The 16,846-nt window shown below is 39.4% G+C and carries 17 protein-coding genes; 14 read left to right on the top strand and 3 right to left on the bottom strand.

What is annotated here, in order from left to right; all coding sequences use genetic code 11:
• The 3 genes from QZ562_RS06520 to QZ562_RS06530 form a co-directional block, all read left to right on the top strand.
• Positions 1–355 (top strand): hypothetical protein (locus tag QZ562_RS06520; protein WP_293758400.1); only part of this gene is annotated, 355 nt, incomplete at its 5' end.
• A 97-nt stretch (positions 356–452) separates the two neighbouring features.
• Positions 453–1,316 carry a M14 family metallocarboxypeptidase gene (locus tag QZ562_RS06525; RefSeq protein ID WP_293758403.1) on the top strand — a complete coding sequence of 288 codons (864 nt, stop codon included), beginning with the start codon at positions 453–455 and terminating at the stop codon, positions 1,314–1,316.
• A gap of 65 nt (positions 1,317–1,381) precedes the next feature.
• Positions 1,382–1,909: a hypothetical protein gene (locus QZ562_RS06530; protein ID WP_293758407.1), complete on the top strand. Its 528-nt coding sequence runs from the start codon at positions 1,382–1,384 to the stop codon at positions 1,907–1,909.
• Positions 1,910–2,831: 922 nt separating this feature from the next.
• Here the strand turns inward: QZ562_RS06530 and QZ562_RS06535 are convergent.
• The gene (locus QZ562_RS06535) at positions 2,832–3,116 is read right to left on the bottom strand and encodes a hypothetical protein (protein WP_293758410.1); all 285 of its coding nucleotides are present in this window, start codon (positions 3,114–3,116) and stop codon (positions 2,832–2,834) included.
• A gap of 438 nt (positions 3,117–3,554) precedes the next feature.
• Between QZ562_RS06535 and QZ562_RS06540 the strand changes: the two genes are divergently transcribed.
• Together QZ562_RS06540 and lepB are read left to right on the top strand one after the other, a co-directional pair.
• Positions 3,555–3,770, top strand: coding sequence for a hypothetical protein (locus tag QZ562_RS06540; RefSeq protein ID WP_293758418.1), 216 nt, complete (start codon positions 3,555–3,557; stop codon positions 3,768–3,770).
• Between the two features lie 323 nt (positions 3,771–4,093).
• On the top strand, positions 4,094–4,744 hold the full coding sequence (gene lepB, locus QZ562_RS06545; RefSeq protein ID WP_293758421.1) for a signal peptidase I: 651 nt from the start codon (positions 4,094–4,096) through the stop codon (positions 4,742–4,744).
• A gap of 168 nt (positions 4,745–4,912) precedes the next feature.
• On the opposite strand, the gene QZ562_RS06550 is transcribed toward lepB, so the two are convergent.
• Complete coding sequence (locus tag QZ562_RS06550; RefSeq protein WP_293758423.1) at positions 4,913–5,752, bottom strand: DUF2797 domain-containing protein; 840 nt, start codon at positions 5,750–5,752, stop codon at positions 4,913–4,915.
• A gap of 435 nt (positions 5,753–6,187) precedes the next feature.
• On the opposite strand from QZ562_RS06550, the gene raiA reads away from it, so the two are divergent.
• From raiA to QZ562_RS06575, 5 genes are all read left to right on the top strand, one after another.
• On the top strand, positions 6,188–6,544 hold the full coding sequence (gene raiA, locus QZ562_RS06555; RefSeq protein WP_293758426.1) for a ribosome-associated translation inhibitor RaiA: 357 nt from the start codon (positions 6,188–6,190) through the stop codon (positions 6,542–6,544).
• Between the two features lie 258 nt (positions 6,545–6,802).
• On the top strand, positions 6,803–7,021 hold the full coding sequence (locus tag QZ562_RS06560; protein ID WP_293758429.1) for a hypothetical protein: 219 nt from the start codon (positions 6,803–6,805) through the stop codon (positions 7,019–7,021).
• Between the two features lie 162 nt (positions 7,022–7,183).
• Positions 7,184–8,107 (top strand): oxidoreductase family protein, encoded by a 924-nt coding sequence (locus QZ562_RS06565; protein WP_293758432.1) that lies wholly within the window; start codon positions 7,184–7,186, stop codon positions 8,105–8,107.
• 29 nt (positions 8,108–8,136) lie between these two features.
• The gene (locus QZ562_RS06570; protein WP_293758437.1) at positions 8,137–8,556 is read left to right on the top strand and encodes a DUF2177 family protein; all 420 of its coding nucleotides are present in this window, start codon (positions 8,137–8,139) and stop codon (positions 8,554–8,556) included.
• Complete coding sequence (locus QZ562_RS06575) at positions 8,553–9,233, top strand: hypothetical protein (RefSeq protein WP_293758440.1); 681 nt, start codon at positions 8,553–8,555, stop codon at positions 9,231–9,233. Before QZ562_RS06570 ends, QZ562_RS06575 begins: the two co-directional genes overlap by 4 nt.
• A gap of 181 nt (positions 9,234–9,414) precedes the next feature.
• On the opposite strand, the gene QZ562_RS06580 is transcribed toward QZ562_RS06575, so the two are convergent.
• A complete protein-coding gene (locus QZ562_RS06580) occupies positions 9,415–10,266 on the bottom strand; it encodes a hypothetical protein (protein ID WP_293758443.1) in 852 nt (283 codons plus the stop codon).
• Positions 10,267–10,424: 158 nt separating this feature from the next.
• On the opposite strand from QZ562_RS06580, the gene QZ562_RS06585 reads away from it, so the two are divergent.
• The 4 genes from QZ562_RS06585 to QZ562_RS06600 all read left to right on the top strand — a co-directional run bounded on the left by QZ562_RS06585 (position 10,425) and on the right by QZ562_RS06600 (position 16,736).
• Entirely contained in the window at positions 10,425–12,173 is a 1,749-nt protein-coding gene (locus QZ562_RS06585; protein WP_293758446.1) for an ABC transporter transmembrane domain-containing protein, read from the top strand.
• 215 nt (positions 12,174–12,388) lie between these two features.
• Entirely contained in the window at positions 12,389–12,907 is a 519-nt protein-coding gene (gene def / locus QZ562_RS06590; RefSeq protein WP_293758455.1) for a peptide deformylase, read from the top strand.
• An 80-nt stretch (positions 12,908–12,987) separates the two neighbouring features.
• On the top strand, positions 12,988–14,235 hold the full coding sequence (locus QZ562_RS06595) for a lytic murein transglycosylase (RefSeq protein ID WP_293758457.1): 1,248 nt from the start codon (positions 12,988–12,990) through the stop codon (positions 14,233–14,235).
• Between the two features lie 203 nt (positions 14,236–14,438).
• On the top strand, positions 14,439–16,736 hold the full coding sequence (locus tag QZ562_RS06600) for a YgiQ family radical SAM protein (RefSeq protein WP_293758459.1): 2,298 nt from the start codon (positions 14,439–14,441) through the stop codon (positions 16,734–16,736).
• The last annotated feature ends 110 nt before the right edge of the window (positions 16,737–16,846 follow it).

Genomic DNA, 16,846 nt, shown 5'->3' on the forward strand with positions numbered 1-16,846 from the left:
GAATAAGCACATTCCCGGCATTGAAAATCCTAGAGCCCAACGAGAGAATGAAGATAGGCTAGCTGGCAGCTGGGATGCAGTAAGAGCAGAAATTAGATTAAATCCACATGAAAGGAAAACCATTCGGGGTGCTGACTACCACGTAAATAGCTTCATATCTGCAAACGATATCGACATTATCGACAATGGCCACATTCAAGGCAGAGAACTAAGAAAAACAGCCAGCCGCGTGAAGGCCCTGAGCTTCCGGCCAATAATACGCAATGGCAAAGTTCAGGCCTCTACCATAGTGGTAGATTATCTGTTCAGAAGCGACGAGCTTTATAGTGGCAAGAACTTAGTGGTCTTGCGCTAGGCAATGGGGTGCTTGGCGGCAGGCTGTCATAGCTGGAACTTTATACTTAGCTTTTTACTTAACTTTATGCGGCTCTGACCTAGATTGCCGCGTTCAAGTGGTAGCAGAGGCCAATGATCCTGATAACTCAGATGGGTCTGCTTACACTGATGATGTGCTGAGTCAATTGGAAGCGTTGGCAAGTCAGTTTGATATTAAAGAATACGCAAGCTTAGATTATGCTTCAGGTTCATTCCCGTTGTTTTCTCTCAGAAGCCTGACCTGGGAACAGTCGAAACCCAATGTATTAATAACGGGTGGTGTGCATGGTTATGAAACTAGTGGTGTGCATGGTGCATTACGTTTTGCTGCAACAGCAGCGCAGGATTACCACGATAGATTTAACCTTTTGATCGTACCTTGTGTTAGCCCTTGGGCTTATGAAACTATAAACCGTTGGAACCCAAACGCCCTCGATCCTAATCGGTCATTTTACCAAAATAGTCCAGTGCAGGAGTCAGCCGCTTTGATGAACTTAGTGTCAGACATTGAATTTCTTATGCATATTGATTTACATGAAACCACAGACACTGATAATTCTGAATTTAGACCTGCCTTGGGTGCACGAGATGCTGTAGAGCATAAAGAATGGGCCATCCCAGATGGTTTTTATACTGTAGGTGATACCTTAAAACCTTGCCCTGAATTTCAGAAAGCCATTATTCAGTCTGTTAAAAAGGTCACACATATTGCACCAGCGGATGAAAGTGGAAGGCTTATCGGAGAAATTTTGCAACAAAATGGGGTGATCAACTATGCCACTAAAGCCTTAAGCTTGTGCGCAGGATTGACTGATGCCAAGTTTGTGAGTACGACAGAAGTGTACCCAGACAGTCCAAAAGTAGATGCTGAGAATTGCATTCAAGCTCAAGTGGCTGCCATAGTAGGTGCTTTAAATTTTGCGAGTGAAAATGAGTCTTAGATAAATAAACTAAGGCTTTTTTTCAACCTAAAGTATGTGATTAACTAGTGTAAGAGATTGATATTATGCAAAAATTTTACCAAATATTGGTATTTGTATTATTTTTAAGTAGCTGTGCTAATTATGAGTACCCAAGCCAAGTTTCGATTGGTGATAAAATGATTAATGCGGCAGGTCAGAGTTTGGAAGGCAACGCCGTGGTTATTCCACAAGATTTTGCTGGTCAAGAAACCTTGTTGCTGTTTGGTTACAAACAAGACACACAATTTGATATTGACCGCTGGTTAATCGGTTTAGATATGACACAAACTCAAGTTGCCGCTTATGAAATCCCCACGATTCAAGGTATGTTGCCCCGCATGTTTAGCGGTTTTATAGACAATGGCATGCGCAAAGGTATTCCTAAAAACTTATGGAAAGGCGTGGTTACTGTTTATGCTGACGGCGATAAAGTTCAGCGCTTTACTGGCAATCTAAATCCTAACAATGCTCGTGTTATGTTGCTTGATAAACAGGGTGATATTGTCTATTTCTATGACAAAGGGTTCTCTGTTGAAGCTTTAAATGAGGTGCGTGAGGCATTAGAAAATTAAAAGCGTTGAATGAGTAACATCATCTGAGTCGGTATTACTTTTCGTTAAGGTTTGTCTCAGATTCTTGTTTGATTCAACAAATCTTGGGGTTAATCACAACCGCACTTAACGTGTATGACCATGAATGAGTACTACTGTTGTAATAACCATAGCTTGTTCTTCGGGACCACACTACCTATGAATAATTATGTGATGTGGTCCTTATTTAACAGGTTTATTCACAAATGCTGGCACTTGACGTTTATCAAAAGATTTAAACGCGCTAACTCAGGTATGACAAATAGCTCCGTGTTAACACTGCCCACCTCATTATATGTCCAAGGTGTTAACTCATTATATTGGGTGGCTGAACGTTTGAGGGGTGAAATAAAACTGTCACTGGGTGTTTGTGATATTTTCAAACTAGTGGGTAAGTTTTATCGTTGGCGCGACAGGTTAACCCACTAATTAAACCAATCGGAACATCCTTTATCACTGGTATTTATAGCCCTTAGTATTGAATAAATATAGCTGACTGCTCCCATCCTGATTAACGGTAAACACTACCCGATTACCGTTATGGCTTAGGGCGAACTTAATCATAGTCCAATTGATGCCTTAGGTAATAAAAATGAGTTTGCCTGATATAAAGCCCCGATAAGCTTAGCGTTCAAGCTCCTCACCTTGGTTAGTCTGGAAAAGTAACTTTCTTAGTCTTACGTGTAACTTAAGGCAAAATTCACACTTGGGCCACATTTGTTACCACCGAGGAAGGTTTTGTTACCAGAGTCTAAATCTAAGGCAACAACCTAAGAGTCGCTTTCACTAGTGTATTGTTGAACTAATAAGTTTAGGTTTTTCTTATCCCAGTTTACGGGCCTTCATCAACAGCCATCAGTCGATTCGATAACCATGCGAGTATTACTGGGAGCCCTCAATACTTTTATCCATAAGTCATTAGAGCGACAGTTAGGTTTAGTGCCTTGATAAACGAGTTTGCTGTCTTGGTGCCCTCACTTATGGCGACGTTGCGAGACTCGCCATCTTTTAGCATTTTGCTCTCGCCAGTCTTGGGATTAAATAGAGATATTTGTGAGTTTTCGCTGTGGTCAGCATCCAAGGTAAAAGAAATCATATCATCGCTTGGTTGGCGACTTATGGAGTCTATCGGCTCTTCAAAAAAAGTTAATCGATGCCTTGTAGCTCTCGCTTGGTCTAATCGGTGCAATTAATTACTATCGCCAAATGACATCGCCAAAATGTGTAGAGGTATAAATGTTTTCACCATCTTAGCTAAAGTCACGAAAGGGTGCAGAACATACATTTTCAGAGCGATGATTATTATTAACTATCTCTTTGAGAATAGCGGGAATGTTTGGATCATTAATTTGCCGTAATTAGCCGTTATTAGCAAAATTTTGAGTTACTGCATGGGTCGATAAACTTAGGCTAATAACTAGTTATGGTATGAAATTTTTTCATTTTTTATCTTTTTAAACTGCTTTTTTGATTAATTAGATTGTTTTTTGTACCAGCATGTTAGTAATAAAAATTATAGCAAGATAATCAGGCTTGAGGAGCTAATTAGTATCTTGACTAACCTAGAAAAATGTCCAAAATGCTGGACTTTGAAAACCCATTTATCAATCACAAACAGGTCTCCACTATGCAATCAGAAATTAGTTATCGTTTTGAAAGAGCACAATTAGCGAATCGATTTTTAAACGAGCTTAAACATTGGACAGTGGCAGACGTGAAAGCAAAATTATTCAATGCCTCAGACGCTGTCAAAATCACTTACGAATTTGACGGCAAGGGTTTTGATTATACTTGTTCAGAATTGGATGATTTAGCGGCAAAATACGGCGGGGAAGAAATATAAGCGTTAATAAGCAAACGACAGGAGCAGTTTACTCTCGCTTAATTATTGTTTCGTTAAAAATTAAGGTACTAATAATACTTCTCAATAGTTCTTCAGAGACGTTACCACTAACATACGAGTAAGAAGTCAATTACACACTGTAATATGAGCATTAATTCATTATAAACAGTGTAAAGATGATATTGTCTAGAAGCGTTATAAAATGAATGATAATTTTCCTCCCAACATCTTTATTGACTGATTTACACATAAGCTTACAAACTGCTACTAAACTAATCAGTCATATTTTGTTCATATGAATACACATTTACAATGGTTACATAATGAATATTAAAACCCCACTAATTCAACTAATAAAAGAAAACTGTGCATTCCTGCTTTTTGTCTTGGTGTTATTTGCTTCACGCAGTAGTTTTGCTGATTGGTATTTGGTGCCTACGGGTTCTATGTTGCCAACTATTGTTGAAGGTGACAGGATTTTTGTAGATAAGATGGCATATCGCTTAGAAGTCCCCTTTACTGATATTGAAATTATGCAAACTGGTCATCCTAAACGAGGTGACATAGTGGTATTTAATTCTGAAAAAGCGGGTAACAGACTGGTTAAAAGGTTGATTGGGGAGCCAGGCGATAGAGTCGCCATGCTTGACAATAAACTGATTATAAATGGTGGACAAATCCATTACGAAGATAACAAAATTGCATATCACAAAATCGAGTTCCTAGATAACGTTAAGCATACCGTACAGCTAATACCCGTGGCTGAAGCCCGGGATAATTTTGTTGAAGTGGTAGTGCCAAAAGGGCATTACTTAGTGTTGGGTGATAATAGAAATAATAGCGCAGACTCTAGATATTATGGATTTGTTCCTGCTATAGAGATCCAAGGTAAAGTAACTAAAGTGTTGCTATCTCTTGACCCTAAAAACTATTATTTACCTCGTAAACAAAGATTTAATAAACCATTGATTTAATATTGACAGAGCACTGTTGAACCATCATAAATGTTAGTTTTAAATTTTCTGAAAGATGCCGTTCATAAGAAGAGAAAAATTTATTGCCTAATGCGCAGAGCTTACTCTCTGTATGGCGCGCAATAGGAATATCATACTGGATGCCTTTATTTTTGATTTAGCAAAAAGTTAAGCCGTTTCAATTTGTAAATTGTATCCAGAATACTTACGCATATTGATAACACGATCACCATCCATCATAAGGTATTGGCCTTTAATACCTAATAAAGAACCTTCAAAAGTCAGTTCTTTATCTAAGTTAATAGATTTTACTTTTTCAGGGTATTGCTCAACCGGATAATGTATATCAATGGCTGGGGTATTGGTGATATCGATAGCTTGAAAACCATATTCTGAAATTATTTCGTCTAAATCTTCTTCAACTCGTTCCAATAGTGATTCTTTTAAAACGGCTAGATCGACATGTTCGGGCTGACTCTTAAGCATAGTACGCCAGTTGGTTTTGTCGGCTATATGTTCCTTAAATGCCATCTCAACTAAGCCACTGGTTAATCTATTTTGCACCCGCATGATAGCGATCGCCTGAGTGGCGCCTTGATCTATCCAGCGACTGGATACACCATCAGTGACATGCCGAGTAATCCCTACTTTTACTGTACCGGTGTTGGCTAAATAAACAAAATGGTCTGACAAACAGTTGGCTTCACCCCATGCAGGCTCGCGACAGGTACCTTGTTCGTAGTGACATAGTTCTGGTTTAATAATGCAGGTATCGCACTGTGCCAATTTCATGAGACATCGATAGCAATACCCTTGATTAAAGCTCTTCTTAGTTTTAGTGGCACAATGTATACAATGGATCTCCCCAGCATAATTAACTTTTATTGATTGGCCTATCAAAGCATTTAAGTTGATTTTGTCATCGCCAATGGGAAGAGAATACTGGGCTATATTGTTTGAATCCGTACTGACACTCATTTTGCGGGTATTGCCTTGGTACAAGGTCATATAATTAATCCAAGATTTGACACAAATATTATAAAACAAATTTAACACAGACCTGGAGGTAAACATAAAATATCAAGTAGTAAAATTTTTATATTGATTTTTCCTTGTTTTTTGCTCATCTTGTCCCAAGCTCTATTGTATGAACAAAGCTTTTATATATTGGTGAGATTTTCATCAAAACGTTCTCAGTCAATGCAAGGTCAGTAAGTATTTGCCATCCAAATAAACTGGATTGATACAAAGTGGGGATGTTTTGAGGAAAACCCTTGAGGCTGTAACATTTGTTAGCTCGATTTGTTTAGAATAACTAAACCCAAGATGGGCACCACGCAATTAATGTGTTGGAATAAAACAAATGATCTCAGTCTCGGCGATGTATGAGGGTGCAGAAGCCCTCGACAATAAAAAATGTAATCAGAGCAAAGAGGAAAGTCTATGAAAATAAATGTTTCAGGTCATCATTGTGAAATTTCAGAGTCAGTTAAAGAAGATATCAACCAAAAGTTTTCTAAAATAGCCAGCCATTTTCCAACTCTTATCGCTATAGACATCATTGTGACAAAAGAGCACGGTGAATTTAGTGCAGAAGTTTCCACTAAATATGAAGGCACCAGTATTGCGGTAAAAGGTAAAGGTGGTGTGATGTACCCAGCTATTTCCCAAGCCGGTAAAAAATTAGATGCAGCACTCAAACATCGAAAAGGACAGATTAAAGGTGACTTGCATGAAAAACCCACTGTTACTACCCCTGAAATTGCCCATGAAATTATTCAGGGTATGGATTTGACCTAATTTTCATTAGTCTTAGCTAACCGCTCAGGTTATCAAACTTAACCTGAGCGACATCCCAGATATCTCATTGTCCTTCCAATATTTTTTGCCCCTATTTTAAATTTTTTTGTGCATTCGGCGTTTGATGTTTCGGTAACAACTAAATGAATTTGCATTAAAATGTAAGTCATATTACGAGATGAGCTAATAGTGTGAAAACTCAACTCAGTAAATCTATTATTATTTTGTAGTTTGTTTAGGAATTATTTAAGTCCATTTGTGCATGCTTATAAGTGTGGTTTCAAAGAGATACTTTTATATAAATACCCACAGTTTTTGTCGCAAGATTTAGACGGCGATAGTTCGGTTACCTATGCATTTCTTGAGCACAGTGTTATGCCAAATAATGCTAATGCCACTATTTTATTCATTTTGGTGTTGATGGAAACACCAGAACAAGAATTTTTCAGTCACAAACCACCTCTTCTTAGAAGATAGATAGGATAAGTGAAATGGCGTTTCACATTCATTATATTTATTCTTTCTTCTTAGCCGTTGTAGTTTGGGTTAACCTATTTATAAATATTGATTTTGAATAAACGTTGAGTAACACATATCGAAGTTTTATCCTGGCTTAAACAGCACTTTGCTGATAGTTCATTGCACAAGTTGCATACCGTTCAATCTTTGTGGAGCGGCTATGGAGACATTTCACGGTATGTAAGTCCAAGACTTGAAACCACTTTTATTGTTAAATATATATCACCACCAATAGCTCCAGTGCACCCTCGAGGATGGAATACACACACTAGCCATCAACGTAAATTACAGTCTTATCAAATTGAAGCCAATTTTTATCGAAATTATGCATGCCTATGTGATGACCATTGTGCAGTGCCTAAACTGTTGGCAGAGTTTTCAGAAAACCCACAACAAATTTTAGTATTGCAGGATTTAGATCAAGCTGGTTTCTCGCAGCGTAAAGATGAAGTAGGCATGGCTGATGTGATATCAGGCATTAAATGGCTAGCTTATTTTCACGCTAGGTTCCTGCAAAAAGATAGTCGTGACCTTTGGCCTATCGGAACTTATTGGTACCTTGCTACACGTCAAGATGAGTTTAAAGTGATGGGTTCAGGTAGACTCAAAGAGGCAGCTCAGGCTCTAGACACCGCATTGAATAGGGCTAGCTTTCAAACTCTGGTTCACGGTGATGCGAAGTTAGCTAATTTTTGTTTTTCTGATAGCGATGATTCTAGTAGATTTGCCGCAGTAGATTTTCAATATGTAGGTAAAGGCGTTGGGGTGAAAGACCTCGCTTATTTTCTTGGGGCTTGTCTCAATCAAGATGATTTGTTCAAACATGAACACCTTTTATTAGATGAGTACTTTATGCAGCTCAAAGAGGCACTTGAGCACTATCAAGTAAAGGTGGACTTCACACACTTACAACAACAATGGCGTCAGTTATATTCTTTTGCTTGGGCTGATTTTCATCGATTTTTGTCAGGTTGGAGTCCAGATCATTATAAGATTAATTCTTATATGCAAAAGCAAACTGATATAGCCCTGGCACATTTATAAACCACGTCAATATTATGATAAGGTGCAAGATGAAAAATAATATTATTGTTTACTTCACACTATTACTTAGCTTAATTATTCTTGATGGTATTTGGTTAGGATTGGTGGCAAAGGATAGCTATCAGCAGGCTATGGGACATATTATCCGAGAGCAGGTGATCATTTGGCCTTGGATTGTTTTTTATTTATTTTATCCGCTGGCGATTTTGATTTTAGTCATTAATGTTCAATTAGCTAACCAGTCTGCGTATTTTTTTCTATGGCGCGGTTTTGTTTTAGGGGCCGCAGCTTATGGCACATACAACCTAACTAATTATGCATTAGTTGTAGACTGGCCATTTTTTATTACCATTAAAGATTGGCTTTGGGGTGCTATTTTGACTTCTAGTTGCTCTTGGATTGGTGGAATTGTATGGTTAAAAATCTCCATTTTTAGAAACCCTAAATGACATCTAAGCAAGTTAATAGTGTCCAATTAGTCAATAACATAAAAAATGCGATAGGCGCTAATCTATTACCTGGTTTGTGTTTACAGCTTTTTGCTTTGACAATTGGCTTAAGCTATTTTTATTGGCCTGCGTCGCAGCAAGCCTTTCATTTTTTTGCCAACTTGAAGGCAGAGTATGGTGCTTTGTATGCCACTGTTTCTACTTCTATCTTCGGCGGATTATTTCCTTTTTTATATCTGTTTCTAAGTGGTAAAATTCGATTCCTACCGGTTGCACAATTGTTTTTTTATATGATTATATGGGCAGCATTAGGCGGGTTGATAAATGGGTTCTATGGATTGCAAATTGTGTTGTTTGGTGAAGGAACAGATTGGCTCACCATATTAAAAAAAACCGCGTTCGATCAATTTGTATTTTCAGTATTTGTCACCTCGCCAGTTATTGCGTTAGCTTTTTTATGGAAAGATCAGCAATTTAATTGGCAAAAAACTAAAATACAATTTGATGAGCTGATCAAGTTGCAAATTCCCACTACAATCGTGACTACTTGGATTATTTGGATCCCCGCAGTGAGTCTTATTTATATGATGCCAACCAATCTACAAATTCCGTTGTTCAATCTAGTGCTTTGTTTTTTTGTATTAATACTGGCGATCTTAAATGTAGATGGTAAATAGCCGTATCAATTATGGTCTGATTTCAATAAAAATTTGTAATCTTGAGCACTGAACAACATCAATAAAGTGACAAACTTATTTGCTGAAACATTATCGATTTAAAGTGCCCTCAAATATGGCCTCAAGAGTGCGCTTAAAAATACTTAAATTGGCTAACAAATTGGTAGTGTTTCCTATTTTATTAAACAGTAATTAACTGTTTAAATGTCTCACATTTCATATCACTGCTGACTTGTGCGTTATCACATAACACATCACTAGCACCCAATTTATGTACTGAAAAATGATAAATCTTAGCGAGTAGTCTAGGCATGCCTGCTTCGAGTAACATTTGATAAAATAAATGATCCACTTCAATTTTTGACAAAGGAATATTGTCCAGATATTGATAAAGCGCATCATGTACTAAACTTGCGTGCATACAGAGTTGCCAAAATACTTTCTTATCAACCAGTTCGCCTTGTTCACTAATGGCTTTTATATTTTGTTCGCTATGCCACCAGTCAGGTGTGCCGATTAAAGCGACCCAAAAAAATAGTCGTTTAGGGGAGCATCCGTCCCAAGCATATGCTTTAGGTTGGGTTAGATCGTAGCTTACTGTTTTGTTAGCTAAGTTAACTTCAGAAGTTCCTGGGCTGACTATGATCTTATTGTCTTCAATGACTAACCAGTCACTATAAAAATATTTATTATCTGCAAGGGGAGTTATACGAACTAAGGGATAGTCGATATAGTTAATCCAAGGCCCTTCTCTATCACGGCTGGAAAATCCCCACTTTTGTTGCTCGACTTGTTTTGACTCACTGGCACGACGCTCACGTATATCCCACCCTGCTTGGCGAGGTAAAAACAAGCCTAAGCATATAATGGCACCCGCATATAAACTAGCTTTTACAAAGCTAGGGGAAAACCAAAGTAGAAATAACAATAGTATTACGCCAACTAACAGTGCTAATTTTAATGACATATCAATTTTTTTTACGACGGGTTGTGGCGTATTATTGAGATTATTAACGTTATTGATGTCGCTCATAGAAATCCTTGTTGAAGAGACAGTTAGATTGTTCTCCAGTATATGGTCGATAGTTAAAAACCTACAATACTTTGATACTTTTTAGTTTTGCAGGCGTATCGTATTAAGTTGTTAATGTCCCCATATCAAACTTTACTTCAAATTAAGAGATACACACTTTGCAATCCCCCAAAACTAGCACCGTAATGAGATGGTTATTTGGCCAACTTCGTCCTTATAAATCGAAAGTAGCTTTTGCTATCTCTGCATTAATTGTAGGTGCCGCGTCTTGGCTGGTGTTAGGCCAAGGTATTAAAGCGGTAGTGGATGATGGTTTTATTGCTAATAATGCTGACAAGTTAGATCAAACCATGTTCTTGGTTATGGGTATTGCCCTTGTAGGCAGTATTGCTGCTTATTTTCGTTTTTACTGGATGATTTGGTTGGGTGAGAGAGTTAGCGCTGACATTCGTCAAAATGTGTATGGGCATTTACTGACTCTATCACCGGCATTTTTTGCTAAAACCCGCACCGGAGAAGTGATTTCTCGGTTTACTGCCGACACCACATTATTGCAGTCTGTGGTGGGAATGGGCTTGTCTATGGGGTTACGCTCATGTATTACCTTTATTGGTGCATTGATATTGATGCTTTTTTCTAGCCCAATGCTGACCTTGTACGTACTCATTGCTGTGCCAATCGTATTACTACCGATTAGAGTATTTGGCGCTAAAGTAAGATTTCACTCCAAAAATAGTCAAGATAAGGTTGCCGATGTGGGAGCTTATGTAGATGAAACTTTACATGAAATTCATACTGTGCAAGCTTATTCTCACGAAAAAATAGACAAGACCTTGTTTCAATCTCGCATTGAGGACGTTATGGGGGCGGCGCAATTACGGATAAAATACCGTGCTTTGCTGGTGGCATTTATTATGGCGATTAGCATTATTGCTATCACGTCAGTAGCTTGGATTGGTGCTCAGCAAGTGTTATCGGGTGAATTGAGTGCTGGTGAGCTAACGGCATTTATGTTTTATGCAGTGATGGCGGGTGGTGCTGTAGCCACCATTAGTGAAGTGATTGGTGAAGTGCAAAAAGCGGCGGGTGCTAGTGAGCGTTTAATGGAATTATTAAACACTCGAACTAGCATTGAGTCACCTGCGGATCCTATTATTTTACCTGAAAAAATTAGAGGTGAAATTAGCCTACAAAATGTGAATTTTCATTATCCTCAAGCCAACAGTGTCTCAGTGATAAAAAATATCAATTTGGAAATAAAAAGTGGTGAACGCATCGCTTTAGTCGGGCCAAGCGGGGCGGGTAAGTCTACGTTGTTTCAGTTATTACTGCGTTTTTATGATGTGAGTAGTGGTCAAATACAATTAGAAAACAAAGACATCACACGATTAGATGTATCTGAGTTGCGTGATCAATACGCGTTGGTGCCTCAGGAATCCGTGATATTTGCTAGCAGTGTGAAAGATAACATTGGTTATGGTCGAACTGATGCTAGTCAGTTAGACATAGAGCAAGCTGCAAAAGCGGCTCGTGCTCATGACTTTATTAGTGAATTACCAGACGGGTATCAAACTAATTTAGGTGAACGAGGAGTACGCTTGTCTGGCGGTCAAAAACAGCGTATTGCAATTGCTAGAGCTATCTTAGCTGATAGGCCTATTCTGTTGTTGGATGAAGCTACGAGTTCTTTGGATGCTTCTAACGAGCAGCATGTTAAGTTAGCACTAGAAGAGTTGATGAAAGATAAAACGACATTGATTATTGCCCATAGATTGGCAACTGTTATCAACGCGGACAGGATAGTGGTGATGGATAAAGGTGAGATTGTTGCTATCGGCACCCATCAAGAATTAGTGGCAGATAATGATTTGTATCGTGAATTTGCACAGTTGCAGTTGGTCAGTTAAAAACAACCGCGAGCTACTAGCGAACAGATAAAAACGAAAAACCTTAAAGAATAGTAACCACAGAGGAAAATGAGACCACCGGTTGCCGAGCACCGGTTGCCGAGCAACGAGGAAAAGCACAAAAAGTTTAAATCTGTTGCTCGGTTTAGCCTCAGCGCTCTTTTTCCTCGGTGGTTTAACGCTTTTTTTATTAGATATTTAAAGGAAGGCAGTTTATGAAAATTGCGCAGGTGGGCGAAGAGGTCCTTAGGACACCAGCTAGGCAGGTTGAGCAGGTTGAGTTTGAGCAAGAGGCACTGGTCACATTTATGGATGGGTTGCTGGCGACTATGCTTGAAGCTAACGGCATCGGTATTGCTGCACCACAAGTGTTTGACCCTAGGGCTATTATGATTATTGCCTCGCGACCTAATCCGCGTTATCCCGATGCGCCAGATATGCAGCCTTTGATGATGGTTAATCCTTTTATTAAACAAAGTAGCGTCAATCAGGTCTGGGAGTGGGAAGGCTGTCTTTCTGTGCCAGGTTTACGTGGGCGTATTGAACGACCAGATTGGGTTGATGTGGCCTATCTGGACACAGAAGGTAAAGCTCAGAATATTAAACTAGAAGGTTTTGTGGCGCGGATTTTTTTGCATGAGTTTGATCATTTAATTGGCAAAACATGGCTTGATCATATCACTAGTACTAAAGACATTATGGCAAACGATGTTTGGATGACAACATTTACTTAAAGTTTTTGGTTATTAATTTTTATCAATTCAGTTAGCATAAACTTCAGATAAACCGTTTTTAAATTTTTTGGATAGTTACTTTGATTTCTTTTTGGGTATTTAAAAAAATTATTATCGCTATTGGCCTAACAACAGTGGCATCATTTTCTTATGGTCTGCAAAGCCAAGCATCTGAACCTGATATGTTTCCACAGTGCATCGAACGCTTACAACAACAGGCACGAAATGCAGGCGTGTCTGACAACACCATCATCAATATTTTAGGGCACGTTAAACCGTTGCCAAAAATTCTTAGCTACGATCGCAATCAACCTGAGTTTGTCCAGACTTTTACGGGCTATTTTTCAAAACGAGTAACTAACTGGCGGGTTAATAAAGGTCGTGAGAAACTGGTGGAGCATCGTGAATTCTTATCTGCACTCACACAACAATATGGCGTTCCAGCCCATTACCTGATTTCTTTTTGGGGATTAGAAACTAACTTTGGGGGTATTAAAGGTAAAATTCCTACTATCGCAGCTTTAACAACATTAGCTTGTGATCAGCGCAGAAGTGCATATTTTTCTGGCGAGCTGGTGCAGGCTTTATTATTGTTAGAACGTGAAAATCTTGATCCTAAAGAAATGATTGGCTCTTGGGCTGGCGCAATGGGGCATACTCAATTTATGCCAACTGCCTACATTAAATATGCTAGAGATGGCGACGCAGATGGCAAAGTTGACTTGTGGAACAACGAACTAGATGCGCTAGCTTCTGCTGCACACTTTTTACAAAATTTAGGCTGGAAAACAGGTTTTAGATGGGGTAGAGAAGTCTTATTGCCTGAAGGTTTTAACTATCAACTAGCCGGTAAATCGCAACCTCAACCCTTATCTTTTTGGTCAGAGCAAAAGGTAACAAAAGTGGGTGGTAAAACATTAGGTGATAGTGACTTAGAATCAGCGTTGCTTATCCCTGCTGGGTATACTGGATCTGCGTTTATGGTTTACCCAAATTTTGACGTGATCTTACGTTGGAATAATTCTGAATATTACGGTATTGCAGTTGGTCACCTAGCTGACCGTATCAGAGGGCAGGGTGCTTTATCAAAACCTTTACCTGAATTACCTAATTATACCTTGGCTGAGATGAAGTTATTTCAAGATAAGCTTAATCGATTAAATTTTGATGTAGGTGAAGCTGATGGAATTTTAGGTCCAGCTACACGTAAAGGTGTACGTGGGTTTCAAGTGTCAATTGGATTGATTGCTGATGGATATCCGTCGAAAGAAACGGTTGAAGCACTGATGAATGTGCCTTTGAATACAGAACAAGATAACAATAGCTGATGCTGGCGTGAGATTATATTTAGTTTGTATCGTATGTAGGCGTTACTAAAGCTCAGGGTTTAGTGCTTTTTTATTTGTTCATATAATAGTGTGCACAAGCACATTAATTTTATGAAGATTAATGGCTCACCAATAGTATTGATCTCTGCTATAATCCCGCCGGTTTTTTGAACAGCAACCAGCTGTATCTTTTAGAGAGTATCATGCCAACTATTCAACCAGCCTTACGAGCCAAACCTGTCGCCCGAATGAAAGCGGAGCGCGGCCTATTTTCCTTCCCTAAATATTGGGCGGAATGTTTTGGACCTGCGCCGTTTTTACCTATGTCACGAACAGAGATGGATGCCTTAGGTTGGGATAGTTGCGATATTATTTTGGTTACTGGTGATGCTTACGTCGATCATCCTAGTTTTGGTATGGCCGTCATTGGTCGTACATTAGAAGCGCAAGGATTTAGAGTGGGAATTATTTCTCAGCCTGATTGGCATAGCAAAGATGCGTTTATGCAACTTGGCGAGCCTAACCTGTTTTTTGGTGTGACCGCAGGCAATATGGACTCGATGATCAACCGTTATACGGCTGAGCGAAAATTGCGTCACGATGATGCTTACACACCACACAATGAGGGCGGAAAGCGTCCTGACCGTGCAGTAACGGTTTACACACAGCGTTGTAAAGAAGCGTATAAAAAACCTGTCATCATTGGTGGTATTGAAGCTAGCCTTAGACGTATTGCCCATTATGATTATTGGTCGGATAAAGTACGCCGTAGTGTATTGTTCGATTCTAAAGCCGATATGTTGATGTTTGGGAATGCTGAGCGCCCCTTACTAGAAATGGCGCACCGTTTTGCTGCTGGCGAAACGATTGATCAGATGCAAGATATTCGTGGTACTGCGGTTATTCGAAAAGAGCCGTTACCCGGTTGGCAAGGTGTGGATTCAACCCACCTAGACAGTATCGGAAAAATTGAACCTATTATTAGTCCTTACCAGATTATTGATGATAAATGTGCCGTTTCTTCTGAAGCTGAACGTCAAGCAGCAATCGAAGAACAAAAAGCACAACCCATAGTGATACAGCCGTTTACGTCGAAAACTGAAAGACGTAAACCTTGGGATAAAACCTATGTGTTGCTGCCCGCTTATGATGTGGTTCGTGCCGAAAAGACCCATTACGCTCATACATCACGTATTTTGCATAAAGAAACAAACCCTGGTTGTGCTCGTGCTTTGGTGCAGCGACATGGTGATCGCATCATTTGGATCAATCCACCTGCTTATCCACTAGAAACCGAAGAAATGGATGCTGTGTTTGACTTACCATACGCGCGGGTACCACACCCTAGCTATGGCAATGCTAAGATCCCTGCATACGACATGATCAAAACCTCGGTGAATATTATGCGGGGTTGTTTTGGTGGTTGTACTTTTTGTTCGATTACAGAACATGAAGGTAGAGTAATTCAAAGTCGCTCAGAAGAGTCGATTATTCGTGAAATAGAATTAATTCGCGATAAAGTTCCAGGTTTTACCGGTGTTATCTCTGATCTTGGTGGTCCAACTGCAAACATGTATAAATTGCGTTGTAAAAGCCCTAAGGCCGAACAAGCTTGTCGCCGTCTGTCATGTGTGTGGCCAGAAATCTGTGGGCACTTAGATACCGACCAAACCCCTACCGTTAATCTTTACCGTAAAGCGCGGGAAGTGGAAGGGGTTAAAAAAGTCCTGATTGCATCTGGTGTAAGGTATGACTTAGCGATTGAAGACCCGAATTACGTAAAAGAATTAGTGACGCATCATGTAGGCGGATATTTAAAAATCGCACCAGAACATACTGAAAAAGCCCCACTTGATAAAATGATGAAGCCAGGTATGGGTACTTACGATAAATTTAAAGAAATGTTCGACAAGTACACCAAAGAAGCGGGTAAAGACCAGTACCTAATTCCTTACTTTATCTCTGCTCATCCGGGCACCGAAGATATGGATATGGTGAATTTGGCGTTATGGCTCAAAGAGCGTAACTTCAAATTAGACCAAGTACAAAACTTCTATCCATCACCTATGGCAAACGCCACCACTATGTATCACACCGGTAAAAACCCGATACATAAAGTGAATCATAAGAGTGAAGACGTTGAGGTGCCTAAAGGTGAAATCCATAGACGTTTACACCGTGCATTTTTACGTTATCACGATCCCGCTAATTGGCCAATATTGCGTAAAACACTCAAAGAAATGGGTAAAGCCCACTTGATTGGCAATAGCCCTAAATGTTTAGTGCCTGCTGAAAGTCGCAATGAATTAAAAGGCCGCGACCAAAAAGAGTTCGCCAAACGGTCAGGTAACAAAGCATTTGCCAAAGGTAAAACCGCGAATGCAGTAACAGCACAGAAAGGGCTAACCCGTTTTAGTGATAACCAACCTCACAATGAAGCGGCCAAGGCCGAGAAGGCAAGTCATGGGAAGCCAAACAGTAAAAATCGGAAACCGCGTTAAACTAGACTAATTTAATATGTGCGAGCTCGATTGTGCAGATTAAACCAATAAGAGAGTGTTGAGTAATCAACACTCTCTTATTGGAATAGTGAAAAATTAACAGGTCAGCC

It is taken from the genome of uncultured Paraglaciecola sp. (genome assembly GCF_913058035.1).
GTDB lineage: Bacteria > Pseudomonadota > Gammaproteobacteria > Enterobacterales > Alteromonadaceae > Paraglaciecola.